Source organism: Cyclobacterium lianum (assembly GCF_900143075.1).
GTDB lineage: Bacteria > Bacteroidota > Bacteroidia > Cytophagales > Cyclobacteriaceae > Cyclobacterium > Cyclobacterium lianum.
The window spans coordinates 484,351-510,881 of sequence record NZ_FRCY01000001.1 but is presented as its reverse complement, the minus strand read 5'-3'; the positions used below and the strand labels follow the sequence as shown (position 1 = coordinate 510,881).

Annotated in this window: 14 protein-coding genes; 9 read left to right on the top strand and 5 right to left on the bottom strand. The window is 42.4% G+C overall.

The features are described from left to right. Positions 1–494: 494 nt before the first annotated feature. The 7 genes from BUB19_RS01995 to BUB19_RS01965 all read left to right on the top strand — a co-directional run bounded on the left by BUB19_RS01995 (position 495) and on the right by BUB19_RS01965 (position 14,649). Complete coding sequence (locus BUB19_RS01995) at positions 495–3,884, top strand: SusC/RagA family TonB-linked outer membrane protein (protein ID WP_073090941.1); 3,390 nt, start codon at positions 495–497, stop codon at positions 3,882–3,884. A gap of 18 nt (positions 3,885–3,902) precedes the next feature. Further along, the gene (locus BUB19_RS01990) at positions 3,903–5,582 is read left to right on the top strand and encodes a SusD/RagB family nutrient-binding outer membrane lipoprotein (RefSeq protein ID WP_073090937.1); all 1,680 of its coding nucleotides are present in this window, start codon (positions 3,903–3,905) and stop codon (positions 5,580–5,582) included. A gap of 788 nt (positions 5,583–6,370) precedes the next feature. Then, on the top strand, positions 6,371–7,612 hold the full coding sequence (locus BUB19_RS01985) for an APC family permease (RefSeq protein WP_073090934.1): 1,242 nt from the start codon (positions 6,371–6,373) through the stop codon (positions 7,610–7,612). A 4-nt stretch (positions 7,613–7,616) separates the two neighbouring features. Beyond that, positions 7,617–8,645 carry a sodium:calcium antiporter gene (locus BUB19_RS01980; protein WP_073090931.1) on the top strand — a complete coding sequence of 343 codons (1,029 nt, stop codon included), beginning with the start codon at positions 7,617–7,619 and terminating at the stop codon, positions 8,643–8,645. A gap of 159 nt (positions 8,646–8,804) precedes the next feature. Continuing rightward, positions 8,805–9,011, top strand: coding sequence for a hypothetical protein (locus tag BUB19_RS01975; RefSeq protein ID WP_073090928.1), 207 nt, complete (start codon positions 8,805–8,807; stop codon positions 9,009–9,011). Positions 9,012–9,160: 149 nt separating this feature from the next. After that, positions 9,161–9,979, top strand: coding sequence for a hypothetical protein (locus tag BUB19_RS01970; protein ID WP_245802755.1), 819 nt, complete (start codon positions 9,161–9,163; stop codon positions 9,977–9,979). Between the two features lie 434 nt (positions 9,980–10,413). Continuing rightward, positions 10,414–14,649, top strand: coding sequence for a malectin domain-containing carbohydrate-binding protein (locus BUB19_RS01965; RefSeq protein WP_073090922.1), 4,236 nt, complete (start codon positions 10,414–10,416; stop codon positions 14,647–14,649). A gap of 579 nt (positions 14,650–15,228) precedes the next feature. Here BUB19_RS01965 and BUB19_RS01960 read toward each other — a convergent pair. Continuing rightward, on the bottom strand, positions 15,229–17,139 hold the full coding sequence (locus BUB19_RS01960; protein WP_143155883.1) for an Ig-like domain-containing protein: 1,911 nt from the start codon (positions 17,137–17,139) through the stop codon (positions 15,229–15,231). A gap of 1,086 nt (positions 17,140–18,225) precedes the next feature. On the opposite strand from BUB19_RS01960, the gene BUB19_RS01955 reads away from it, so the two are divergent. Together BUB19_RS01955 and BUB19_RS01950 are read left to right on the top strand one after the other, a co-directional pair. After that, the gene (locus BUB19_RS01955) at positions 18,226–19,350 is read left to right on the top strand and encodes a glycosyltransferase (RefSeq protein WP_073090917.1); all 1,125 of its coding nucleotides are present in this window, start codon (positions 18,226–18,228) and stop codon (positions 19,348–19,350) included. A 43-nt stretch (positions 19,351–19,393) separates the two neighbouring features. Next, positions 19,394–20,239: a polysaccharide deacetylase family protein gene (locus BUB19_RS01950; protein WP_143155882.1), complete on the top strand. Its 846-nt coding sequence runs from the start codon at positions 19,394–19,396 to the stop codon at positions 20,237–20,239. Positions 20,240–20,299: 60 nt separating this feature from the next. Here BUB19_RS01950 and BUB19_RS01945 read toward each other — a convergent pair whose 3' ends face one another. The 4 genes from BUB19_RS01945 to BUB19_RS01925 all read right to left on the bottom strand — a co-directional run bounded on the left by BUB19_RS01945 (position 20,300) and on the right by BUB19_RS01925 (position 26,322). Next, positions 20,300–21,481 (bottom strand): glycosyltransferase family 4 protein, encoded by a 1,182-nt coding sequence (locus BUB19_RS01945; protein WP_073090911.1) that lies wholly within the window; start codon positions 21,479–21,481, stop codon positions 20,300–20,302. A gap of 68 nt (positions 21,482–21,549) precedes the next feature. Then, positions 21,550–22,971, bottom strand: coding sequence for an oligosaccharide flippase family protein (locus BUB19_RS01940; RefSeq protein ID WP_073090908.1), 1,422 nt, complete (start codon positions 22,969–22,971; stop codon positions 21,550–21,552). A gap of 300 nt (positions 22,972–23,271) precedes the next feature. Beyond that, positions 23,272–24,111 carry a glycosyltransferase family 2 protein gene (locus BUB19_RS01935; RefSeq protein WP_073090905.1) on the bottom strand — a complete coding sequence of 280 codons (840 nt, stop codon included), beginning with the start codon at positions 24,109–24,111 and terminating at the stop codon, positions 23,272–23,274. Positions 24,112–25,104: 993 nt separating this feature from the next. Next, on the bottom strand, positions 25,105–26,322 hold the full coding sequence (locus tag BUB19_RS01925; RefSeq protein WP_084096893.1) for a glycoside hydrolase family 18 protein: 1,218 nt from the start codon (positions 26,320–26,322) through the stop codon (positions 25,105–25,107). Between the last annotated feature and the right edge of the window lie 209 nt (positions 26,323–26,531).

Genomic DNA, 26,531 nt, shown 5'->3' with positions numbered 1-26,531 from the left:
GTTCGTTAGCACCCTGCAGGTGGGAAATTGCAAGTCGATATAGAGATTCAAAAAATGCTGTCAGCCTGATAATTTTCCGGGTTTCCGGTGACAGAATAGACAATGTTGAACAGGGAAGTGGCAATAAAGATCTATTAAGTGAATTTGCTATACTGGTTCTGGAAGACCAGTATAAAAGTGAAAATTTTTACCAACTACTTATTACGACCCTTTTATACAAGCCTTGGTGGAGAGGTATGTAGTATTCTGCCTACTCCCACAAACCTATAGTACCGATTTTATTAACATTTCTAGCAGAACATGAAAAAGTAGAATAGGAAAAGCACCCTAGCCATAAATTCTTCCTGTCACTATAACTCAATTATATTTTAGTAAACCCAAAACCAAGAGCACTATGTCCACAGGATAAAACGAAAAAAGTATCGAAAAGTATTAAAAGCCGAGACAAAAAAACACACAGAACTCGGTTCCAATTTTATCTAAAATGAAAAAAAATGAAAAAAAAAGGACTTTATGAAGATTTTGTAAATCTTCCCCGCAATACCATGTGGGTTACGCAATTATGTTTGTTAATGCTAATAACAACTTCTGCGATGTTCCTCAGTACCATTTCCTATGCGCAGGGTACAAACATCGCGCAATCTCAGCAGAAAACAGTTACCGGAGAAGTAACCGATACCGAAGGTCTCCCATTGATTGGTGTTGCGGTTTTGGCCAAAGGTACTTCCAAAGGTACCGTTACGAATCTAGACGGCGAGTTTTCACTAACCATTCCGATAGCTACGCAAATGTTGACTTTTTCTTACATAGGGTATCAACCACAGGAAGTTGTAATAGGATCCCAGTCAACATTCAACATTACAATGACTGAATCTGCAGTGGGGCTGAAGGAGGTGGTTATTACGGCACTGGGTATTTCCCGTGAGAAAGAATCATTGGGATATTCGGTAGGAACAGTTGACGGGGAGGAATTGAATAAAACGCCACAGGCTAGCGTACTCAGCTCAATGCAGGGGAAGATTGCCGGTGTACAGATTTCTCAAACCTACGGAGTTAAAGGTTCTTCTATGAACATGGTTATTAGAGGAGCCTCATCTTTAAACTCAGACAATCAACCTTTATTCGTTATTGATGGTGTGCCCGTTTACAATTCTACTGACAACCTATTTAATCAGGCTGACCTTGGTAATGCTATTTCAGACATTAACCCGGAAGATATCGCATCAATGTCAGTATTAAAAGGACCTAGTGCTGCCGCTCTCTATGGATCACGTGCGGCGAATGGGGTAGTCCTCATTACGACAAAATCAGGTTCCGGTAAGGAAAAAGGGTTAGGGGTGGATTTCAATTCTTCTTTTATTGTTGACAATCCTTATCAATACCTTCCTGTTCAAAATGAATTTGCTTCGGGGCAAGAAGGTGCATTTGTATTTGAAAACGATGCCTATGAATTTTGGGGACCAAAGCTAGACAATGGTTTTATTGCACAACAAAGAAACCAGGATAGTCCCGCTGAATTGGTTTCACACAAAAACAATATAAACCGTCAGCAAGATTTTTATCAAAACGGATGGACACAGGTAAACAATGTGGGGGTTAACGGTAACTATGACAAAGCCAATTTCCGCGTTTCTTTGGGTAACTACCTTAACAAAGGTATTATGCCGAACGTGGATTTAAAAAAGAATAATATCAGCATCAATGGAACCATGAACCTGACTGACAATCTGGAGGTGACGGTGATGACGTCTTTGAATGAGTCCAGCTCGGGTAATAGGCCTAATACCTATAGAAGCTTTCTTACCCCGACAAGAGCCATTTTAACTGTTGGACCACAAGTTGACATGTCCCTTTATAGCAATCCGGAAACCTGGTGGATGCCTAACCAGGAGGGTATTGTCCAAACTCGCTGGAAAGAAAGGTGGAACAATCCTTACCTAATGCAAGAGTTGGCCACAACCAGTTTTGATCGTATACAGGCAATGACTAAAATACAGGTAGGCTGGGAGTTTGCTAAAGACCTGCGCTTTACAGCACGATACTTGCGGAGTCAATTAAACCAAAGAGCAGTCAATCAAAGGCCATGGGATACCGTAGATTCAAAGAAAGGAAATTACGATATTCAAAATTCCGGTTTTAGAGAACAAAACTGGGAGGGTATTTTCTCTTATAACAAAACTTTTGGGGCTTTTGACCTACAGGCCAATGCTGGTGGAACGCTTAGATACAACTACCAGGAAAATATGCATAATTCGACAACTAACCTGGTTATTCCTGGCTTGTATACCATTAGCAATGGAGGCCCAGGCTCGGTCATTTATACCAACTTTTTGAGTAAAAAGAAAGTGAACAGCCTTTTCGGCCAAACTTCTATAGGATATAAAAATACGGTATATTTGGACCTGACGGCCAGGAATGATTGGTCTAGTACATTGCCAAAAGAAAACCGCTCATATTTTTACCCTTCAGCCTCTTTAAGTGTGCTGGTAAATGAAATGTTTGCGATGCCAGCTTGGGTTAGCCTCGCCAAGGTTCGTGCAGGTTATGCTCAGGTGGGGAATGATGTAGACCCTTATCAGCTTCAAAGATATTATAATTTTGGTGCAGATTGGGGAGATACCAAACGAGCCAGTATCGACAAGGTTGCTAAAAATGCGCAATTAAAACCTGAAATAGCTACGTCGAAGGAAATTGGAGTTGACTTGTCTTTGTTTAATAACAGATTAACACTGGATGCCACCTATTATACGATGGATAATAAAAATCAGGTACTTGGCATTAGTACTCCAATTACTTCAGGGGCAAACAGCAAACTGATCAATGCCGGACTGGTAAGAAGTAATGGCTGGGACATCACGCTTGGCACCTCTGTCATTAGGAAACAGGATTTATCATTTGATTTAGGGTTAAATTTCACAAGAAATAGAACTACCATTGTAGAGCTAGCTGACGGAGTCGAATACTTTGGGTATAGCCAAGGGTACGCCTATTTCTATACCTATCCAGGAGATCAGGTAGGAGATATTTATCAAGCTCCTTATTTTAAAGTGGAAGATCCAAATTCTGAGTACTATGGTCATGCCATCATATATAGTAATGGCAAGCCTGAGAGAGATCAAAATCCCGAGAATTTTGAAAAAATTGGAAACTACAACCCTGATTTTATATTGGGTATAAACCCTAATGTGCAATATAAAAACTTTAGCTTTACCGCAGTTATAGATTGGAGGTCCGGAGGAGAATTCTACTCGGAGACGTTGAGGCAAGGAAAGAACGATGGCAGATTTCCGGAATATATTAATGGAAGTGTGGATTATGACCCCAATGTAGACATCGTACAGCAAATTAAAGATAATCCTGAGAAATTTTCACATAAATGGGTTGGAGGACGAGATGCTGAATATGGAGGTTTTCCTTGGCAAGATGAGCAACAACGAGAAGCCAGAAGCTATATCAATGCTGATGGGGAAAAAGTATATGTAAATGACGCCAGCTTTGCTGTAGGAGTTAGGGAAGATGGCGAAGGAGGTTATATCGAGAATTTTGGAGGCCCGGGAACCATATGGCTAAGTCCCTATAACGCCCAAAAGGGAGCTGATAGATACCTCGCATCAGCTAATCTGTACAGTGCAACTTATGTAAAGTTAAGAGAGATATCAATTACCTATAGGTTTCCTAAGGCTATTGTAAATAAAATAAACCTGCAAAATATGTCTTTATCGCTGCTCGGTCAAAATTTATTTATGTGGACAAAACACAATGTATTCATCGATCCTGAAACGGCTTACACCGCCAGAGGAAACAGGAATGAACCGGGGTATGAGTTTTACTCTGTGATTCCACGTACCCGTAGTATCGGTATGAAACTAGCTGTCGGATTTTAATTATAATGACTATTGATCATGAAGAAGAAAACTATAATAATAATAGTATCCATTGCAATCATTCCACTTCTAAACTCATGTAATGATTTTGATAAATTGAATGTAAGTCCCAATGATGTAAACGAAGTTGATCCAAACTTCCTATTAACTACAAGTACCTATAATTTTGCCAATACGTATAGTGAATTTGGTTATTGGGGTTCCAGGATTCCTTCCCTGTTGCAGTATTACCAGGTGGGTGATGGTTATAAATCAGAGGAATTAAATGCGCTGTATTGGACGCCGGGACAGAGTAGTCCTTGGGTAACTATTTACGCTAATTTGGTAGATATCCAAGCCATGTCTGACCTCAGTGTTGAGCAAGGAAACGTTTTTACTGAGGCTGTAGCTCTGGTATACCAGGCTGGCCTTATAGATTTAGCCACTAAAATTTATGGCGATGTTCCCTTTTCAGAAACGAATCGCCTAGACGAAGAAATTGTTTTTCCAAAATACGATGAGCAAAAAGAGATTTATGAAACCCTGCTGGTCAATTTGAAAACAGCAAAAAATATGATTGAAGGGATTCCCGGGTCTCAAGTTCCTGTATTAGATGGGTATGACTTGTTGTACGATGGTGATAAAGACAATTGGGTTAAGTTTGTTAATTCACTCAGAATCCGGATGTGCTTGTTGCTAAATAACAAAAAAAATGAACTAAGCATCGATTTAGATGCTGAGTTCCAAGATGCTGCTCAAAATATTTTCACAAGTAGTGACGACAATGCTGTGCTGGACTATCTGGGAAATTCCGCAGCAACTTCTTTTCGAGGGGGACCATTTAGGGCTTCTGAACTGACATACGCCAGGAGAATGGGCTTAGGGTTTCTTAATTCATTAAGAGATCAAAATGATCCGAGATTGTATAGGTGGTTACGACCTGTTGAAAAGAAATGGGATAGGGACATTGCAGCCGCAACGACGATCCAATATACGGATCCGCTAGGACAAACTTTCCCTATTGAAGTATTGCCGTACCCAAATGGCTATGATGACCTGGATACAAGTCTGTACGTTGGATTGCCGGTTGGTAGTCAGGCTTCCTGGACAGCCTATAATGCCGGTCCTCAAGCCACATCAGTTGAGCCTAAAACTACTCCGTTTAATAGTCGTCTCAGTGAGATCTATTTTCAAAATGCAAATCAATATGTGGGTATGAATATTATCACCTATTCTGAAGTTGAATTTATATTGGCAGAAGCCGCAGCTATTGGGGCATTTGGTGTCAGTGATGCGGAAGGTCATTATAAAAAAGCTATTGAAGCTTCTATGGATGAATGGGGAATATTTGGTGATTATGTAGGAGGATTTGATTTTAATGAATTTTACAGTCAGGAAGCTATTGACTTGAGTCAAGCAACCAATGAGCATGAGCGCATCATGACTCAAAAATACATATCCATGTTTTTCCGACCCGAGCCATGGTTTGACTGGCGTAGAACAGGGTATCCGGATTTTGTACCTCCTCATGATGGTGCTCAGCCTGCAATTCCTATTAGGTATCATTATGATTCACCTACTCCTCCCGATCCTCAGTATGTAGCTAAATACAAAGAAGCTGTTGAGCGATTGGAAAAATCAGAATATGTACAGGTGCCAACAAATGATGATACCCGCTCACGAATGTGGTTACTGCAAGGGACAAATAAGCCGTATTAACTATTTATTGACCTCCAAATGGTCGACGAGGGTTTACTGATACCTGTTTCAGTAAACCCTCTATTCTATATGAAAAGGAATTAACGGGCTGAGGTTATTTCAGCGAGGCACCAATATGCAACTGTTACCTGTAGGGTAGAAGCAAGATATAATAACTTAAACCCTCTCACATTTCTAAATTTTAATAAGTTTTCTCTATGAAGTCTGTCAACCAACAAAAATTGACCGATACCTAACCTAGTTAAACCAAAAAAGATTATAGTGTGGTTAGAGATCTTCCGCTGTTAACGGCCGAAAAATGGAGCCATTCTCTGCTAACCAATTTCAAGCTGCCAGAAGATACATATTTTTATATTTACTCGCTCCCGCCCATCGGGACTACAACAGATGGAGTCCGACTGTTTAACCAATTATCACAGTAAATCTCTCATTATAAATGCTAGAAGTGGGTAAATCCAGAGGTAGCCGAGCCGAGGAAATCCATAGTATAGCGGGAATAGTGCCTCATAGTGCCCACAAAAATGGGACATCGCAAACACTGTATTACCAGGTTTTAAATAATCGGTAAGTTGGAACAGGGAAAATGTGGAAAAGTGATAGGTAATTACCGGGAAACATAGGTTTAGAACAAGCTCTAATTAGGCCATTTGGGCATACTCTCTCGAATAAATCATTTGTATTATCCGGAAGTCTCAGGCTTGATGCCAACATCCGCAAGAACATGCCCCGGTTTTTTAAGCTTCTGACTTTGGTATTTTATTTGCAGCTTTTTGGGCAAACCACGAAGAATGTCAGCTCCGAAGGCTCAAACAAACGAAAAACTCAAGAAACCGCTCAATTTGCCCCTGCTTATTTTTTATGGGGTTGGGACGATTCTGGGCCTGGGGATCTATGTGCTTTTGGGAAAGGTCGGTGGGGAAGCCGGCATGCTGGCCCCATTCGCCTTTTTAGTTGCAGCCATACTGGCCGGCTTTACCGGCCTGTCTTACGGGGAATTGTCTGCCCGTATTCCCAAAAGTGCAGGTGAGGTAAATTACGTAGACGAAGCCTTTGGAAAAAAACACCTCTCCATGGCCATGGGTTGGCTGATCGTTTTGTCGGCCATGGTTTCTACCGCTACTGTAGTAAATGGCTATGTGGGGTATGTGCATGTATTTGCAGTGATCCCTGACTGGCTGATTATTATCAGCATTACCCTCCTCCTGGGCGCTGTAGGTGCAAAGGGCATTTCAGAGTCGGCTATTTTAATTACCGTGATCACCATCATCGAAATATCCGGACTTTTTCTGGTAATTTTTATCGCCGGTGATAACCTGGCCTCCTTTTCAGCCCGCTGGAATGAATTTATTCCGGGAGCAAACAGGACAGATTGGGAAAAGATTTTATTGGGAGCCTTTCTGGCTTTTTTTACCTTTATTGGTTTCCAGGATATGGTAAATGTAGCTGAAGAAACCAAAAACCCGGAGAAACACATGCCCATCGCAATCATGGTCTCACTGGTCATTCTAACTGTGCTCTATATGCTGGTTGCTGTAATTGCAGGTCTGGGATTATCCCCGGAAGAATTGAATCAAAGTGAGGCTCCCCTGGCTGATATCCTTGCCAGAGAAGGCGAAAATTATCCCAAAATTATCAGCGCTATCGGCTTAATTGCGATCGTCAATGGCGTGCTGGTGCAGATTGTGATGAGCGCCAGGGTACTTTATGGCATGGCCCGGAAAAAAATGGCTCCGGCAATATTCGGTAAAATCGAGCCCAGGACGAGCACCCCCATTTGGTCAACAGTTGCCGCGACAGTCTTTATTCTGATCCTCGCCCTTTCATTCGACTTGAAAAATCTGGCTATCGCCACCAATTATATTCTGATCCTGGTATTTATTCTGATCAACCTGGCATTGATAGCCATCAAAAAACGCGTTCCCCATCCGAAAGGTGTCAATACCTTCCCTATGGCCGTACCCGTTTTGGGTGCGATTTTCAGTTTTGGCATATTGGTATTTCAGGCCTGGTCATCCATTTCAAATCTCTAAATTTTTGGGTACTCTGTTGTTTTATATAGGAATTGTCATCGCCGCTTCCATCCTGGTCTGGAAGGCAAGTGGCATGCTGGAAAAATCTGCTCAGACACTATCCGAATACTACCATTTGCCTCCGCTGGTTCAGGGCACCATCATCACAGCCGTGGGATCCAGTTTTCCTGAATTATCCACCACCGTAGTCTCCTCGCTGATCCATGGCGAATTTGACCTGGGTATGGCCGCTATTGTGGGGTCTGCCATTTTCAATATCCTTTTTATTCCCGGCCTTTCCGGGCTCATGGCAGGTAAAATTTCAGTTGACAGCATTCTGGTATACAAAGACGCCCAGTTTTATATCACCTCAGTCGCTGTTCTCTTGCTGACATTTTCTCTGGCAGTAATTTATTTCCCGGTTGAATCCAATCAAATCAAGGGGGAACTCACACGGGTCGTTGCGCTCATACCGATAGCCCTTTACCTATTGTATCTTTTTTTACAGCAGCAAGACACCAGAGAATACCGAAAACACGCCAAAAACGATCGGGACGGTAGGGATAACAGAAAAAACCTGGGAAAGGAATGGATGAAATTACTGCTCAGCCTGGTACTGATCGTTGCGGGGGTGGAAGGATTGCTGCGCTCGGCGATCTTTTTCGGGGACCACTTTCAGACACCCACCTTTTTCTGGGGCGTCACCGTGGTTGCGGCCGCTACCAGTATTCCGGATGCCTTTGTGAGCGTACGGGTGGCAAAGGCAGGTAAGGGCGACGTGAGTATTGGAAATGTATTGGGTAGCAATATCTTTGACTTGCTGGTTGCCATCCCCGCAGGCGTCCTCATTGTAGGTTCTTCGGTGGTAAATTTTTCTGTAGCCGTACCGATGATGATGTTTCTAACGCTGGCAACCATCGTGCTTTTTGCCTTTTTGAGAACGGGCCTGTATCTCAAAGTATGGGAAAGCTGGCTATTGCTATTGCTCTACGCCATTTTCATCATTTGGATGGGCCTGGAAAACTTCAACCTGGTCGATTGGGTCCCTGACTAAAACAGATTGAACTCTTGGTAACAACCTGATTCATTGCATTTAGCGCAGCGATCCCAAAAACAATTAACTTTGAATTTTGAGTTAAATTTTTTAATTTTTGAGCATATATAAATTACATTTCTCTCCCGGGTTGGGGGCCATGATGATGGGTTACCATATATGAAAATCATTTCAAAGTTATTATTCAGCCTTTTCTTTGACCTGATTTGGATGTCGCTGGCGTTCATGTGGCTAATGCCATTCGGTACCTTCGATTACCTGCATATTGATTTTTATTTGTGCATTGTACTGGCCGTATTCATGGCGGTATCCATCAGGAAATATTTAAAAAAATACCAAAAAGGATACATGGAAAAGATAAAGTAAAGCTAAGCAACTGAAAACCCTACAGTTTTTGACATCCCGGAGGATTTTTACATAATTTAGCCGATAATTCTCCTGATCATATGCTCCGCTATCTCGTTTTTTCTGCATTAGTGCTTTGCCTGTCCTGTAAAAGCAGCAATCCGACCGGGATGAATCAACAGAATCCCTCGCCAATGGTTGAACACATCCGACCACACAGACGGGTAGACGGGTCTGGGTTTGAAGGAAGAAAAATTCCGATATCCGGAATTTTTGAGAAAGAGCCTTTGCTTTTAATACCCGACGATATTCCCCAGGAACCGGTAAACCTGCTGGTCCATTTCCATGGAGACGAAAGTGTGGTAGCGCATGCCATGGCAGAAAACAAGGGCTGGGCAGCCGTGGTAGTAAATCTTGGAAATGGGTCCTCTGCCTATGGCGTGCCACTAGTTAATCCCGAAAACTTTGATTCCCTACTGCTGGCCGTTAATAAGCAAATAACAAAACCCATCGGTAAGATATACCTATCCGGCTTCAGTGCCGGATATGGAGCCGTTCGTGCCATATTGAAAACCAGGAATTATGAGCTCATTGAGGGTGTCTTGTTGCTGGATGGACTCCATGCCGGTTATGTTCCCGCCCAAACTCCCATGGCCAGGGGAGGGCAAATAGACAATAAGGACCTTGCTGCCTTTAAAAAGCTGGCAGCCGATGCGGTTAAGGGATCCAAAACATTTGTGTTTACGCACAGCAGCATCTTTCCCGGAACTTTTGTGAGCACTACGGAGTGTGCCGATTTTCTGTTGGAAGCCACTGGCATCCTCAGGGAACCGGTACTCAGGGAGGGGCCGCTGGGAATGCAACAGCTTGGGGTATCCGTTGAGGGAAACTTTAAAATCCTGGCTTTTGCCGGCAACACGGCTCCTGATCACATCGACCACCTGCACGGATTGTTTCATTTTTTGCGATTGCTTGAAGACGAAAATTAAACTGCCTTTCCTATAAATATGGAATAAAAAAAGATTCACGGGTAGATCTCTACCCATGCGTAATGGTTACGTAATTCATTTTGGCTTTTTAGAATTTAACCGATGGTTTTAAAGTATTTTATGACTATATCGCATCGTAATTTTTTTATGACTAGAATCATCTTTTTTATTTGAATTTTATTTCCGATTTTTAATTGGTACAAGTAGTAGTTTAGGCCTTTAAAATCGAGTTTGATCCAAATTTTGTCAGGAAAAACCCGGCACTTCCATTGAGTATTGATTTGCCTCTCAAATCTAATGGAATTGGCAGTTGGTAAGGAACAAAATCCAGAAGTGTGAGGATTGGTAGGAAATCCTGAAAAAAAATTTAATCTTCCCCCTTTTTGCAGGAATAAACCGCTTTTTTTATTCCACTCACATTAAGCCTACTCGTTATGAAGCCCGCCTTACTCTCGCTTACTTATCTTTTTTTCGCCTGCGCTCCGCTCCTTGCCCAGGTAATACCTCTTGATCCAACCTTCCATCAGTTAGACAGGGGTGCAGGAATTGGATTTAATGGCACCCTAGGCGATTTGCTAATCCTGGAAAACGGTAAGCACCTGGTAGGAGGGCGATTTACAAGCTACAACGGCCAATCTGCCAATGGGCTGGTCCGTTTACTTCCGGATGGCCAATCAGACCCTTCCTTTTCTATCGGTTCGGGTTTTCAGACTCAGAGTAGTGGTGATTATGCAGTAAATTCCATTCAAGTCCAGCCAGATGGAAAATTGTTGGTGGGTGGAGGATTTATTGCCTATAAAGACAGTGAGGCCAAAAGGTTGATACGCTTAAACCCAGATGGCAGCAGAGATCCCTCCTTCCAGACCGGGACGGGGTTTGACCAAGAGGTACTGACAATACGGCTACAGTCAGATGGAAAAATTCTGGTAGGAGGAAGAATGTTTACGACCTACAATGACGAACCCGTAGCCTCCCTGGTTCGGATTAATCCCGATGGATCCCGAGATCCTTCTTTTAACGCCGAGGAAACAGCTCTAAGTATTGTAAGAGAGGTTGCACTTCAGCCAGACGGAAAAATATTGGTGAATACCGGTGATAATTTCATCCGGTTGCACCCAGATGGCAGCAGAGACAACACCTTTAAACTGGCAGATCCCTTTGGGAATACATTTAATGATCCCGATTACGGGACATATACCAATACTTTCCATGTTTTTTCCGTTTTTATGGAACAAGATGGCAGTATTCTGCTACGTGGAGATATGCGCCGGAGCCTGAAGAGTTCCGTTGCTTTTTTGCGTCTGAATCCTGATGGATCCCTCGACAAGTCATTCCAATCTTATGAAGAGGAAATAGGCTTCGAACAAGTAGGCAATCTGGCCAAAAGCCTAGATGGGGAATTGTTTACCGTTGGTTTAGGCCAGATCGGTTTTGATCGCTCCATTCAGCGCCTTCTGCCTGACGGAACACTGGACGAAACATTTATTCCAGCGGAAGATTTTAGCGATGAGGCGTTGCTTTTATCCGGTACTATCCTGAAAGTACAGCAAGATGGGAAGTTTCTGGTAAACGGAAGTATCGGAAAAAGGAGTGGACTCTTCCGGATAAATCCGGACGGGTCCCTGGACCGGAGCTACAATCCCATACCTGAATTTAACCGGGAAGTTCACACCCTGACCCTACAGCCTGATGGAAAAATATTGGCCGCTGGAAATTTCAATCGCTATAACGGTCAGGTTGCTAACGGGCTGGCCCGAGTTCATCCCGATGGCACCCTGGATGAGACCTTTGATTCGGGAACAGGCCTGGATTATTCCTTTTACAACCCGCAGCTATCTATATTCATACAGCACGATAACCGAATTCTGCTTATAGGAAACTTTATTGCTTATAATGACATCCCTGCCGGAGGAATTGTCCGACTGCTCCCTGATGGCCGCCAAGACAGGAGTTTTCAACCGGGCACTGGGTTCGAAGCTGGTTCCGAACTACCCGCGATACTACAAAAGGATGGAAAAATTGTTGTAGCCGGAACGCTTTTTAATGGAGATGCATTTCCTGGTTTGTTCCGTCTGAACCCCGATGGCTCCAAAGATATTACTTTCGACATCGGATCAGGATTCGATCGGTCAGTTTCCTGCCTCGCCGCCGCCCCCGGAAACAAAATACTGGCAGCCGGAATTTTTACTTCCTTCAACGGAGATCCGGTAAACCTTTTGGTTAGGCTCAATCCCGACGGCAGCCGGGACCACTCTTTTAATGTCGACATGGAACTGGAAATCCGGCCTGAAAATCTCCTCGTACAAGGGGACGGCAAAATCCTGGTGGCCGGTTCAGATGGTCCGACAGGTCACGAATCTCGTCTGATCCGCCTCAACCCTGATGGTTCACTCGACACGGGGTTTAAGACCGGAATAGCTGCAAGTGAACGCATGGGGCCCCTTACGCTTCAACCGGACAGAAAGATTCTACTCAGCCTGGGCAAATATGGTCCACCAAACATATTGGCCCGATTGATGCCGGATGGGAGCGTTGATCCTACCCTCAAATTGGATTATAATTTTAATGATGGAATTCAGACGATGAAGGTTGATTCTAAGGGGAATCTTCTGGCAGGCGGTTCGTTCACTTCATTCAATGGTGTAAACGCTTACCGAATGGCAAAAATCCCGGATATCGTGGATCAACCCGCTGCACTCGAAAATATCTTCCGGATCAATGCCGGAGGACGGGAGATTTGGCACGATTCGGAAAGATGGCTACCTGACACTCGTTTTTCCGGAGGGGGGTCGTATTCCAATTTGGTCCCCATTTCAAATACCGAAAACGATGCCTTATACCAGACGGAACGCAACGGTGATTTCAGCTATGAAATTCCAGTGTATCGAAAAGGGCTTTATACGTTGGAATTACATTTTGCTGAAATTCATTGGGCCCGGTCCGGAGCACGCCTGTTTGACATCTTTGTGGAAAACAATCTTTTCAAAAGCAACATCGATCTGGTCAGGGAGAATGGGGTAAAAAAAGCCACCATAATCCGGATAGAAGACCTGGAAGTGAATGACGGAAACCTCAGTCTGGAACTGATAAGCCAAAAAGACCGGGCCAAGATTTCAGGCATTGCTCTGTACAAACAAACCCAAAATGAAACTCCGGAAGATATCCGGATCAACGCCGGAGGCGATGCGCTTTACTACCTGGGAGAGGAGTGGTTGTCTGATCGGTATTACCTGGGCGGGAAAACCCATTTTGACGATACCAATCCCATCAGCGCTACTGACAGGGATGAATTGCACCATTCCGAACGGTATGGAGAATTCAGCTACCGCATTCCTGTTCCAAAAGCTGGAAAATATTTTCTAGTTCTACACCTATCCGAAATTTTTTGGGAAAAAGAAGGAGAGCGGGTATTTGATGTTTTCTTGGAAAATGAGCAGGCAAAAATTGAAAAACTGGACCTGATCAAGCTTATCGGCGAACCAAACCATGCATACATGTTGAATGCCGGTACAGTGGAGGTAATGGACGGGATCTTTGATTTGGAGTTTATACCCCGGGTAAACGAAGCGAAAGTCTCAGGTATACGCCTGGCGCTGGTGAAGCCGGATGCCAAAGCTCCGGTCATTACCCAGCCGTTAGACTTTACCTTTAATGAAGGACAGCAGTGGACTTATCCGGTGAAAGCGTATTCACCAGTGGAAGGACAAAACCTTAATTATTTTGCAGTTGGGCTTCCTGAATCAGTAAACATTGACCCTGATACCGGACATATCAGTGGTATTTTTCGTTCACCGGGGAGATACGAGGTCACACTCAAAGTAACCGACCAGCAAGGATTGGCCGCCTACGCAGATTTTTCCATCACCGTAAATCCATTGACAGTAGTATCCCGGATCAATGCTGGTGGGCACTCTTTGGAATTAGGGGACAAGGGACAGTGGCATGGCAATCTGCGCCATCCTAGCGGACGCATCTATTCCACCACATCATCCATTTCAAATACCGGACTGGATACAATATATCAGTCCGAACGAAACGGCGACTTCTCTTATGAAATAAAGGTGCCTGCAAGAGGATATTATACGGTGGAACTTCATTTTGCGGAGATCCATTGGAACAGGGAGAATGCACGGCTTTTCCGCTACCAATTGGAAAATGAACCCCTGAGTGAAATCATCGATCTGTATAAAGATCATGGGGGAGCGAACCATGCCTACATTCGTACGATTCACGATGTACAGGTAAAGGACGGATACCTAAGTCTTGAAATGATTACGGTCAAAGACCGGGCGAAATTATCGGGCATCGTGGTGTACCGGCAGGGCACGTTGGCTTCAGCGGCCAGGTTGGCTTCAGAAATCGGAATGGAGGAAGCGTACGCATCTTCAGAGCCAGCTAACAAAGAGGAGCCCGATGCCACTATACTGTATCCAAACCCGGCCAGGAACGAGCTTAATCTGGAATTCGAAACAAATGAACCGGGGGTTTGGAACTTTGTGCTGATCAATTCATTGGGTGTATCCACTTTTCTGGACAGGGTAAGCCTGGAAACCGGCCGACACCGGCTTCAGTTTGACCTCTCCGTTTTGCATCTAAGTGCCGGGACCTATTACCTGCGCCTGGAAAGCGAAAAGGAAAAACCCAGGGTAAAGCGGGTAATTATATATTAAGCTTAATCCGAACCGATTTGTATATAAAAACGCTGAATATAAATGTATTAAAAACCTACACCGTCATCCCTATTTTTACGATCTTTTAAAACGTTAGGTCCCGGACTGACGATAAAACCCGTCATTGCGAGCGTAGCGACGCAATCTGAATCGGAGCGTAAGTGTTAATTCATCGAGAAAAGGGAATATGATAATGAATTCGTTTACGTACGGCTTTAGACTGCCGCGGGTGCCAAAGCGATTGATGAAACTCGAATAGGCCCAGGTTGGCACCCTCGCAGTGACGCCAAACCTCGTCATTGCGAGCGCAGTTGGCCCCTGAGCCTGTCGGACTTCGGCAAGCTCAGTCTAAAAAGGGAGCAATCTAAATCGGAGCCCAGGCTTATATCCTTGGAGAATAGGGAATAAGATCGCAAGTTTGAGAGGGTATTTTTATTTGTTGATTTAAAATTGTTCTAAAAAATCATCGTAGATAGGTAACCAAAAAAGTTGACATCAAGGGAATTTCAATCTGACTATCGGCTACCCAGGCCTGTGCACTTTGCGGTTAAAGTATTATTCTAACCGCGCCGTGTTTTACTACTGCGGACTGAGTAACAACCTGAACCTATCGGCTCCATTGTATTTATCAATCAGACTAATCTGATACATGCCCTGTCGTACCCCTGAAATTGGAACGATGAAATGTCCATTTTCCCGGCTGAGTTGGGTTGGAAAATATTGATGTACCAGACGTCCCTGCATGTCATGGATTAAAAAATAATGGTAGTGATCTCCCTCGTTGCCAACATCAACGATAAAATATTCCCAGGCAGGATTTGGATATAATCTGGGAGGACCCTGGCCCTCCAAAGCGCCAGCGGCTGAGGTATGGAGCTTTCCCCCGCCCGGGCCTACCCTTGCGCTTGTTTTCGAATTCTCTTTGACAAGCTCCCTATCTTTTTCAACTCCAATAATTTTCCGCCCTTTTATCATTAACGGTGCGAAATTCCCGAAATCCGGTTGGGAATTGAAGGTAAATACCTTGTACAGAGCCGTCTCAACAGGAAGTTCAAGGAGTAGAGCCGGGACGATGCTTTCCGTTGAAAAGCGCAAATCCTGGTTCACCCGGTGTTGTTTTCCAGCATCCTGAGGAAGAAGGCTTGCTATATGAACATCTGCAAACGCATTTGAAGCTGGGGAAAAGCCAATATGCATATCCCGATTGGCAAATAGGGAAGGGGTATAATCCCGGTAGTCTTTACCGGGGGTTGATACTTCAGTGTCTTCATTTCCTGTTCCTTCTTCTTCAGGCACATCGGACAACACCGCTGCCACATGCAGGGTGATCCCCTCCGAGTTACCCACCCTGTTTCTTTCGTCAGTTGCGACAGCTTTGATGGTATAGCTTCCCGACACCGGCTGAATCCATTTAATCGCATAAGGAGGGGTAGTAGAAGTACCAATAAGTTCTGTATCGTTATAATATTCTACCTTTACTATTTGACTATCCGCACTGCTTACCTCTGCCTGAATTTCAACTTCCGAATCGCTCCTGACAATACTATTGTTGTCGGGTGCAATAATGGATACCGAAGGGAGAAGGTCTTCTACAGGTATTGGCTGTGTTCCGGGCAAGTGAATGGACACATCATCCACATAGAAGTTCGTCAGCGCAGGAAAGGTTTTGTCCGCATAGGCATTGATACTGAACATATTCTGGTCTACCTCCGGCCGGAGCGTATTTCTTGGCCCGGTATCGATGATCAGATGGTCATCCTGCCAAACCAAAATCCGGCCCCTATCTCCATGATCCTGAATGATGCGCATTTGGATTTTTACCCACTTATTTACCGGAAGATCCATCCCGGCAGGAGCCTGCCAGAACGCGCCCGACTGGTTAACATGAAACTCTTGTAGATCAGACATTACCAGGAAATTGGCTCCACCGCTGCCTGCACCACCCCTTACCTTCAAACCCAATACGAAATGGGGATCGTTTATCTGATCCTCACCTGTACCCGCCCCACCAGGAGCAAATTTTACACTTTTCGTTTGAATAAGATTAAACCATGCATTTTTTTCATCCAGATCTATCCTGGCAGGAAAGTAAAAATATTGCGTGAAGATCAAATCCTCATGATTTCCCAACTCTGCCCAGCGGTAATTTCTTGTCCCGTGCCCCTCACCTCTGCTGGTATTGATGGACATCTTCAGCGAGTAATTTCCGGTGTGACTCAGCTCGCTGCTTACCGTACTATTCCCTGAACCGGTGTTGAATTCGCCACCTCCCCCGTCCTGGGACCATTCCCTCTGATCACCTGATTCATGCCCCGCTGTCCAAAGCTCATCGCCCAAAAGGTTGCCCGGTACTCCTTCCTGCTGGTGATGTGCAAATGTTTGGTGGCTGTGTACAGCGCAAAAATATCCCTCTGATAAAAGCATAAGTGCAATTACCAGGTTCCGGGTTATAAAAAGCCGGGAAAACAAATACATGTTCGTTGTTTTCATATGTTAGCTGGCTCAGGAGGGGTTTATTATTTACTGGTTATCAGTTGCTTTAACCCAACTAATGTAAAAAAAAATCACATAATTTCCTCCAATTTTTTTCGGGAAGTTTACCAAAATGGGGCTTGCTTCGGGAGTCGGTTATTTTTGAGATCAGGCCTGGGCGCAAAAGAAACCGGGATGTAAAACTAAATATTTATTCGGTAGACCTGGCATTTAAAAAAATGTAGAAATCGGAATGACGAATGGTTTTTTGCAATAAATGGGGATATAAGGTTGTTCTTGTTTTTTGTCAGGATTAGACCGTAACATCAGCTAGAAAACGTATTGTTCTCTGTACTTATTCCCCCGATTCGCTTCGCTGCTCGGGGCAGGCTTTGATAAAAAAGATACCAAAAAATCAAGACAAAAAAATCCTTCCTCCCACAGGCCTCCTGCGCACCTCGGTTTTTTGTCGGGCCTGCGCTCTATCCGTATTTAAAATTACCTCTTCGTTATTTAACAGACTTTTTAGGGATTCATCTTTATAAAAAATACTTCATTCAATTTCGTCACCGGTAGGCTAAGCATTTAGAAAATACACAAATAAGGATAATAGTGTTTGTTTTTCAATATATTGATTTACAGGTATTTAAATAATACACTATCGGTAGGGTATAGTGGGGACTTGAGCGATGGAAGCCGTGGGAATCTCCGGTAATATGGAACTGCCAAAACACCGCTCCAATATAAAAGAGTTAGCAGTAAGGAAACACCCGGTTTTTAATAACATTGGTTTTTCGATTTCAGAATATTAATTTTATTCGATATCATTGATAAATCTTTTAAATTATTTTACATTTGTAAAAATGTATTTCACAATATAAAAAATGCGGAACGATAACTCAAGTGGGATTGATCTGATCTTCGAGTACAAATTGCTTTTTTCAACCCATTCCTGAGCAATGGGTATGGTATCGCGATAATGTGATATCGTAAAAAACTTTATTGGAAAAGTTGGTAAAACGGCATTAACATCAATAGAATCACTTTTATAGGTAAAGCATCAGACAAGGCATATAAACGGGCAGCATTAATTTTTAACAGACGATGGATTATCAGGCAAGAAGAAAGCTTTTAATTGTAAATCGGGAACAATACGGGTACCACGTAGATCCGTACAAATATACGGTTTACCTGAAAAAACAATTTGAAATCACCCATTTGTCCTGGGATTATGGGCTCCCTAAAATAAGCCAGGAGGGAATAGAAATAAAGTACATTTCCCGATCGGGAAATAAACTGTCAAGGTACTTGCGATTTTTAGGTGCTGTTCACAAGGAAATCCGAAACCATTCCTATGACCTGATATTCCTGGTTTATTTTATGGGCTGCTCCATCATTAGGCTGCTGAACGCTTCGGGGGTCTTTAATGTGGATATCCGAACGGCTACAGATTCAACAAATCCCCTGAAAAATCGATTTCAGGATTTAGTACTCCTCGCAGAATGCAAAACTTTTAAAAATGTCAGTATTATCAACGAAAACCTGTCCGAGAATATGGGCTTCAAGCGTACCCACCTTTTGCCCCTGGGAGGAGAATGCTTTTCTACAGAAAACAAACAGAAAGATGGACTGTACATGCTGTATGTTGGCACATTGGAAAATCGCAACATGATCACTTTTGTCAAGGGCTTTCATCAGTTTTACCTGGAACTGCTGAAGAAACCAACACCCAAACCCATCCACTTTACCATCGTGGGAGATGGCCCCGGGAGTGAACTGGAGGAGATTAAGGAGTACGTCCGAAAAAACCAACTTCAGGAGGTCATTTCCACAGAGGGGTATGTTCACAACGACCAGTTGCACCACTATTTTAGAAAGAGCAACATAGGTGTTTCATTTATTCCCATCACAGATTATTACCAGGACCAGCCGCCCACAAAAACCTACGAATACCTGCTTTCCGGGCTGGCGGTGATTGCTACTGCTACCAATGAAAACGTCAAGATCGTCAATGACAAAAACGGGGTATTGATACAAGATACTGTAGAAGCAGTGAAATCCGGGCTCCAGCTTCTGGATCAGCGCCTGGAACGCTATCATCCCGAGGAAATCAGACAACAGATGAGGGACCATCACTGGGAAAAAATCGTAGCGGAAAACCTTAGGCCATATCTGATCTCCCTGATAAGGGCCGGTAAAAGTTTTGTTACTTCAGTAGCGAAAACATGATTTGCAAAAAATAAATGTCTCTTTTAGGCTAAATGAACACAAAGTGAAAAATCTGGTAAAAAAACTGATTTTTTTGGTTTTGCGGTATACCGGCATTCCGTTTTTGATCAGGGAGATCTGGCAGAAAAATAAAGTGACCATTTTGGTTTTCCACGACCCTTCGCTTGCTGCGGCAACGAAAGCTTTTGATTTTTTGAGCCGGCACTACAATATCATTCCGCTGAGTCTTTACCTGGAAGCTTGTTTAAGCCAGGATCCCCAAATCCTTCCTCCCAAAGCCATGGTGATCACATTTGACGATGGACACCGAAACAATTACAACTTGCTGGAGATCTTTAAAAAGCACGCGATTTTTCCCACTATATTTTTATGCTCGGGCATCATCAATACCAACCGGCATTATTGGTTCCTCCATCAACAAAGAAAACTATCTGATAGCGAGCTGAAAAAAATGCGGTCAGCAGTAAAATGGAAGTATCTGGAGAGGACCGGATTTCTGAAAGACAAAGAATTTGAAGCTCCCCAATCATTGAGCAAGGCCCAGGTCATCGAAATGAGTAGATTTGTAGACATGCAGGCCCATACCGTGTTTCATCCATGTCTGCCGCAAGCAGACGATCAGGAATCCCGTAGGGAAATCACCGAATCAAAAGCAATACTTGAACAGGATTACGGTTTCAAAATTTGTTCCCTGGCTTACCCCAATGGCGATTACACAGAACGTGAAATCAAATTTGCCAAGGAGGCAGGTTTTCAGTGCGGATTAACGGTTAAGCCAGGCTACAATACCATCCATTCTGATATGTTTCAATTGAAACGCTTAGACCTAAATGATTCGGAAAATATCAATGAGATCGTGGTGAAAGCTTCGGGGTTGTGGAGCGTTTAGCGCTTCCAGCCTTTCAATCCTGATAATTTAGGTAAAATTCTGACAGAAAAATGGCAATTATCATTGTTTGGATAAGAGTATGCGTTGGTATAGTCTGTACGTTTTCCTGCTTATGCTGGACCAACTATTGTCGGAATCCTCATTTCTTTTGAGGACATTGTCCCGCAGATATTGAAGCTTAGTTTGATTCTGAAACAAATCGACTATGGCATGGGATAAATCTGCGGCATTGCCAGGCGCAATTATCATCCCCGTCACATTATTCTCAACCATTTCCGGCAATGCCCCTACATTAGTAGCTAATATCGGATTACCAAAAGCAAAAGAAGTCATTACGACACCACTTTGAGAGGCGCTTAAATACGGGCATACTACCAGGCTGGCAGACTCGTTCAATTCCGCAATTTCCCTATTGGATAAGTGTCTATTCAATACACGCAAATTTTTACCGATCCCGGAGGTATCATAGTGAAATTCACCGGCACCAGCGATAATAAACTGAATATCCGACCTGATGCTACCCACAGTTTTAATCGCAGAAATCAAAACATCAACCCCCTTATAGTTCGATATATTTCCGTAAAACAGCACCAATTTGGGATTTTTACTCTGCTCCTTTTCCAAAAACTCCCGGAAAACTTCCAAGGCCCCAAAGGGGATAATACTGACTTTATCCTCCGACACCTTATAATTTTCTCTAAGCCTGTTATAGGATACTTTAGATGGAACAGTTACATGATTACTTGAATAAAGCGCTAGTCGAATAAAAGATTTAAATTTAAAGAGATGATACTGCGGATATTTTTCAAAAGGATAGGGTTCGTGAATGGTATGAACTTTTGGTACATCATTAAGCAAAAAATTCAACATTATTATCCAGGGATTATTTCCAACAAAATGCAACAAATCGTATTTTTCCGAAACAATATGTCTTTTCAAACTCAGCAATAACCTAATATTACGAACATCGATTATTTTTATACTGTTAAACAGAAATACCTTCAATTGGATGGGGTGTATGTAGGATAGTACCTCCTTAGAAATCATATCAGACACCTGTGATTCCGGAATGAAACCATAGCCTAATTTAAACCCTTCAAGATCTATAATTTCAACATTCAATCTATCATGGGATAAAATAAAAATAAATTCTATCACGGTATCTGGGTAGATTTTCGCTAAATATTTGCCAAGAGAGATTGTGGCATCGAAATGATTATAGCAAATGATTGAAACTTTCATAAATGTTTACATTTAAAATAGGTATCAGCACAGGTAATTGAACGGACAGAATGGATCACTTTAGGATTCTAAGATTTTAACATGGTTTCGACCTTCTTTTTAATGTAGGAACCCGCTATAATCGCTATACTTACAAAAGCCAGAAATTTGACACCAATACCAAATTCAAAGGGAACAAACAAAGAAAAAACGGCTGTAATCGCCAATAATGAAAACAACTTAACCGAGTAACCCATGTTCAAATAGGGAGAAAGTAACCTACTAAAAATCACCCAATGATAGGTCATATTTATACAACCTGAAATTACAAAGGCCCAGGCTAAACCAATTGCTCCATATTTGGTGCCAATATAGAGAACTGGTATTGCCAAAACACCGTGGACGATAGACAAAACCGCAAGCTGTCGTTGTCTGTCAAATGAACTAAGAACGGTACCAATTGTACTGAAAATACCGAATAACAAGGTAAACCAACATTGTATTAAAATAACCTTTACGGAACCCAGGTAGGCCTTACCGAACATGAGCAAAACTACCTCTTCGCTGAAAAGCGTAAAGCAAAGGCAGGCTGCGATGCCAATTACTGCTAAAAGATTGATCAAGATCTTTATATTCTTGGTAAACAGCTCCTTGTTTTCAAAAGCCAGCCGGGCAAGTGAAGGATAGAGCGACACCAGCGCAGTGTTTAGAACCATTGAAAGCGGTGATAAAATACGGTATCCGAGATTAAATACGCCGACTTGCTCTAAAGTTGAATTTTGATTCAGCAATAGAACTGGAATCTGAGATTGGATGGTCGAAAAAATTGCCAATATAAAATAGTAATTACTCTGACGAATAAAGAAGGAATAATTGATGCCCGGGTCTACATCTATCGGTTCCTTTAATCGAGGGATTTCCCAATTGAACCAAAGATAGAATGTAATCGTTTTCAACAGCTGAATGACCGCAAATACCGTAAACAATACCTCAATATTGAAATTTGCTTTGGGTATAATGAATATTGAAGCAACCCATAATGTGGTAAACAAAAGGTTGATATACCCGGAAGCAGCCATTTTCTCGTTTCCAAATGCTATACTTTCAATCGAATCCCATGACGATTGAAAAAAAACACACATGGATAAGATGAAAACCATGTAGGAAGTGAATTGAACTTCATTTATTAACAAATTGTAGGTGACAAGGCATAATATGGCAATTAGAGTGGTGACCAACCGGATCCGGTTTGACACGTCAAAAACATATCTGGAATGAGATTTATTCCTGGCTACATACCTCACAATTACCAATCTCAATCCATAAACAGCGACAATAGAAAATATCCCGATTTCAACCATCATTAAGTTGTACAATCCATATCCTTCAGGCTGCAAAAGCCTGGTAAGCCGGATACTAGTCAATATAGATATCAGCTGGATAAAAATATTTGTGCCTGTTAAAATCGAAAAGTTTTTAAAAATTCTATTCGATAGGATGGCCTTAATCATGTTATTACTTTTATAGTGGACCAATTTACCTTTTAATCAATACCAATTTCCAATTTTCAAAAGCAGCAACTTTACTATCAAAAATCTTGATCAAGCGACAAAATCGCAATTTTTCCTGACATTTATCTCTTAAATATACGTCACAATAGAAATAAATAGATTCTATAAAATATTCACTATTTTAAAATAATTATTTGGCAGATATCCTTTTTTTGAACTTTTGGATCGATCAAATCGGATACTATTACCAGAGAAAATACTACACCGACATCTTTCAATAAATAAATTTTGTATAAAATACTATTTTTTGTTTTTCGGCTTAAACAGCTTGTATATACTAATAGCAAAACCAACTATACTTGCCGATAGATTATGAAGTCGATTTCTACCGTTGAGAAACGTCATATGCTTTAATAAAGGTGAACCCGATATTAGAAGAAAATCTTGATAGTCTCTGGCAATTCTTTCTGGCAATAGTTGATTTAACGCTTTTTCTCGTTCGTCATTCTGGGAATTAAATTGACTGACTTGGTTACTAATCCCCGACATTTCAAAGTCTATTGTCGCAAAACCTAGCTTTTTTATGGAGCAGTTTTCAAAAACGATTTTTTCAATGAAAAATTTCCAATCTGATACAATCTTTAATTTTTCATCATATAGACCTGAAGAAAAGAGATCCCTGCGAAAAAAAGAGGCCTGATGAGACAAACCAAATTTAATGAGATAGGCAAGTGTGATCTCTTCCTCGTTACCTGCAACACGTACCTCGAAAGTCCCATCCTCAAATACATTATTGGCATCTCCATACAAAATATCTTCAATATAATTATTTGAAAATACCTTTTCAAGAATTTGCCCATTTACCAAACAATCTCCTGAATTAAGAAATTGCAGGTATTCTCCTTCGGCTTTTACAACACCTTTATTCATTGCATTGTAAATACCCCTATCTGGTTCCGAAACCCAATATGTTATTTTATCGGCATACTCCCTGATGACTTCGACACTCCCATCAGTTGAACCACCATCGATAACTATATATTCAAATCCAGTAAAGGTTTGGTTTACTATACTCTCTATCGTTTCTCGCAAACCCAGCGCATTATTGAAGTTGATAGTGATGATTGACAGGCGTACCATAATTTGTCAAGTGATGTTTTTTAACTATTCCTTAGTTTAGACCATACGTTTGCAAAAGAAACGACTAGCATTGATCCTCCTTTTTACACACCTTCATTTTTGCAAAATTGACAGGCAGCCTAAAAATAAATATCAGGACACACTCCTTCTTAATTTTGACTGAACAAGCACCTATAGTGTACGAAATCAAGGTATCTGAATTTAATTTTTGACATCATGCCGTCTATTTCTAATAACGATAGATTTGTACGCAAATCTAGGAGATGGTTTACCTTCGCTCACCTGGCCTGTGAGCTGAAGGAGTAAATAAAATCCATGAAACATTATAAGGGGCTGACTTGTATTTCGAAAAAAAGGTAGGCAACTGTTGTATTTTTTCTCTTCCAGATGCGGCCCATTTTACAATTTTCCAGAGGCAACAAGAAACCACCTTTTCTCCGAATGAATCCATCTCATCCATTCAAATCTTTCAAATGACTTCACGACTATCTAATAACATGGAAACGGTCTTGGAAATAATCAAGTGATAAAATCCAATACTCCTCCCCATAAATTCTGAACCGAAAATGATCAATCTTAAAATAGCCTTTTCGGGCATCAGAATCCGAAAACCAAATATACAAATGATTTCATTAATAACCATTATTAAAATACTATTTTTTGTATTTCAAATCTTAATATTTGCTGTTTGAATCTAATTTTCCAACTAAGTACCGGAAAATTAGGAGTAGGAAGGCCTAATACCCTATGCCTCAGGTACGGATTTCTGGCGGTATACCCACAGTGAAGGTCTTCGCAGGACCTAATGGGTTACTACTGGGCCTAATTGGATATCAAAACAAGAAGAAATACACTACATAAACCCAAACCACCACAACCTATACCGGAATCACGCCAAAAGTTCACCCCGGCCATGGACAAAAAACCGCTATTCCTAAATTCCTTTACCCACGATAAACACTACCAAAACCCCGGCATTAAAAAGCATCCAGCCTATTTCAGGGCCGCCTTATCAATGGCATCCAGTAAGCTCCCTTCTTCTTTGGTGTCATTGCCCAATTCCCAGAACATGATACCACCCAGTCCTTTCTCCCGCACGTATTCGGTTTTTAGGCGCACAGAAACCGTATCGTCATAGGATACCATCAGACTGTCTGTAGCATTGTACATGTACGGCGCTTTGGCCAGCTCATCCCAGTAGCGCTGAAAGTTGCTGTCCGGTTCATACCTGTCCCGAATCTGATGGTAGGCCATCCAGCCGATATGAATTCCCTTGGCCAACTGGTACAGACCGTTATTCTCCGGCGGAACGCCTTTCCAAACCCGACCATAAAATGCACTCCCAATGACAATCTGTTTGGGATCAGCCCCTTCATCGATAAGGAAATTCACTATTTTTTCGGCTGAACGTGGGTCCGGATCCTTATTGGCTCCGGTCTGGTACAAGCTATCCAGGTAATCATGGAAAGGCGTGCCCGCAATATCTTCACTCCTTACCTCTCCCAGTGGAGTGTGGTGACCCGTATACTTGGAAACTCCCGATACCTGGTCATAGGTCATCACATTGGTGTAATCGGCATATTTCATCACTTCATTTAGCTCGATGTGGTCATAATACCGTTTCCAGCCGGCCGAGGCAAAGGTCAGCAGTTTGGGTGAATCAAACCCGTCCAGCATCTCGCGCAGTCCTTTCATCAAAGCGGTAAAATTCTCTTTGTCTTCCTCCCTGGCCATGGTTCCGGCACCCGATATGCCCGGATACTCCCAGTCCATGTCCATTCCGTCCAACTGATACGCTTCTATAAAGTCCGCAGCACTTGCTATGAATTTTGCCCTGCTTTCTTCGGTCAGGGCCATATCCGAAAATCCGTCTGCTCCCCAGCCCCCGCAGGCAATCATTACTTTCAAATCCGTATTGCGCTCCTTTTGTTTCACCAGCGCCTCCAGTTTTGGCCCCGACTCCTCCGGCTTCCGGAATCTCATCTCTCCGTCAATTACATGGGTGAAGGAATAAATAATATGCGTAAGCTTTTCTACAGGTATTTCCTCAGGCTTGTAGTCACGCTCGGGCACGTAGTAGGCCATTACCAGCGGGCGGCTTGCCGCAGAAACAAGCTGTTGAGACTGCTTGTTCAACGGATTCGAACAGCTTAGGGCCACTACAAGCGGCACAAGGGAGAGCAGATTTTTGCTAAGAAGAGAAATGCGCATTTTTACCGTATTTTAAGAGACAGGTTGCAAACCATATGATTTAGCTAAAAAACAAGTTTTTCATTTAATACTGAAGAACTACTTTAAAAATTTAATAAAGAGACTTGTTATCCGGAAAAATGAAAGGGAGAAAGGGGCAAATCTTAAACCCATCATACCATGTAAATGGCCGGCAGCATTGAGCTAAAAATATTTCTGATAAGCAGCTG

Coding starts and splice junctions, on each gene's coding strand:
- BUB19_RS01945 (WP_073090911.1), bottom strand. CDS start 21,481: ATGAAAGTTTCAATCATTTGCTATAATCATTTCGATGCCACAATCTCT.
- BUB19_RS01960 (WP_143155883.1), bottom strand. CDS start 17,139: ATGAAAACAACGAACATGTATTTGTTTTCCCGGCTTTTTATAACCCGG.
- BUB19_RS01985 (WP_073090934.1), top strand. CDS start 6,371: ATGTCAGCTCCGAAGGCTCAAACAAACGAAAAACTCAAGAAACCGCTC.
- BUB19_RS01940 (WP_073090908.1), bottom strand. CDS start 22,971: ATGATTAAGGCCATCCTATCGAATAGAATTTTTAAAAACTTTTCGATT.
- BUB19_RS01975 (WP_073090928.1), top strand. CDS start 8,805: ATGAAAATCATTTCAAAGTTATTATTCAGCCTTTTCTTTGACCTGATT.
- BUB19_RS01935 (WP_073090905.1), bottom strand. CDS start 24,111: ATGGTACGCCTGTCAATCATCACTATCAACTTCAATAATGCGCTGGGT.
- BUB19_RS01965 (WP_073090922.1), top strand. CDS start 10,414: ATGAAGCCCGCCTTACTCTCGCTTACTTATCTTTTTTTCGCCTGCGCT.
- BUB19_RS01955 (WP_073090917.1), top strand. CDS start 18,226: ATGGATTATCAGGCAAGAAGAAAGCTTTTAATTGTAAATCGGGAACAA.
- BUB19_RS01990 (WP_073090937.1), top strand. CDS start 3,903: ATGAAGAAGAAAACTATAATAATAATAGTATCCATTGCAATCATTCCA.
- BUB19_RS01925 (WP_084096893.1), bottom strand. CDS start 26,322: ATGCGCATTTCTCTTCTTAGCAAAAATCTGCTCTCCCTTGTGCCGCTT.
- BUB19_RS01995 (WP_073090941.1), top strand. CDS start 495: ATGAAAAAAAAAGGACTTTATGAAGATTTTGTAAATCTTCCCCGCAAT.
- BUB19_RS01970 (WP_245802755.1), top strand. CDS start 9,161: ATGAATCAACAGAATCCCTCGCCAATGGTTGAACACATCCGACCACAC.